This is a genomic window from Limnohabitans sp. G3-2, from assembly GCF_002778275.1.
Classification (GTDB): domain Bacteria; phylum Pseudomonadota; class Gammaproteobacteria; order Burkholderiales; family Burkholderiaceae_C; genus Limnohabitans_A.
In genome coordinates this window covers 1-1,025 of record NZ_NESG01000021.1, presented here as the reverse complement: position 1 = coordinate 1,025, position 1,025 = coordinate 1, and the positions used below count along the sequence as shown (strand labels likewise).

Annotated in this window: 1 protein-coding gene; it reads right to left on the bottom strand. The window is 58.0% G+C overall.

The annotated features are described in order from the left end of the window. A partial coding sequence (locus B9Z31_RS15290; RefSeq protein WP_143473872.1) for an efflux RND transporter permease subunit occupies nucleotides 1–1,025 on the bottom strand: 1,025 nt, incomplete at both ends.

The following is a 1,025-nucleotide window of genomic DNA, read 5'->3' as shown; positions in this document are numbered from 1 at the left end:
CGACTGATTTGGTTGGGACCATCGGCGTCTTCAATCGTTGCGATTTTGGACAGCGGAATTCTGCCCGAGGGTGTTTCGATCAACACCTGGCCCAAGCCTTCCAGCGATCGTGCGGATTCTGGTAAACGCACAACCAACGCAAAGCGGCGACCTCCCTCCATGATTTGCGTGACACGTTCACCTTCCACCAAGGTCTGCAGTGTGGCAAGCACTTGCGCGCCAGACAGGCCGTATTGCGCCGCTGCCGCATAGTCCAACCGTACCTTGATCTGGGGCGCAAGAACTTGTTTTTCGATTTGCAGGTCAGCTATGCCCTCGATACCTGACAGCCGTGAGCGCAGCGCATCGGCTTGCCCGCGCAGCACGTCCAGGTCTTCGCCAAAAATCTTGATGGCGATTTGGGAGCGCACCCCAGACAGCATATGGTCGATGCGGTGTGAGATGGGTTGCCCCACCTCAATCGAAGCAGGCAGGTTGACCAAGCGTGCACGGATGTCGGCACGGACCTCATCCATCGAGCGCGTCAACTCCCCTGAGGGTTTGATGCCCACGTCCAATTCGCTGACATGAACACCTTCGGCATGCTCATCCAGTTCAGCACGTCCGCTGCGCCTGCCCACATGCAGCACTTCGGGCACCTGCTTGACCAGCACTTCGGCCTGGCGCGCCAGGTCAGAGGACTCGGTCAAGGTCACGCCCGGGTTCAGCCGTATGCCCACCAGCAAGGTGCCTTCATTAAAAGGAGGCAAGAAGGTGGTCGGAAAAAACGGAACAGCCGCCGCAGCCAACACCACCGCCACACATGCACTGGTTATCGCCACGCGTGGCTTGTCCAGCACTTTTTGCAAACTGCCTTTGTAGCCTTGCTTGAGCCATGCCAGCACTTTGGTGTCGCCATGGTCCAGGTTTTTCATGCCCGGCAAGAGGTAGTAGCTCAGCACCGGCGTCATCGTTACCGACACCAACAAAGAGGCCAGTGTCGAGATGATGAAGGCAATGCCCAGCGGCACAAACAACTTGCCTTC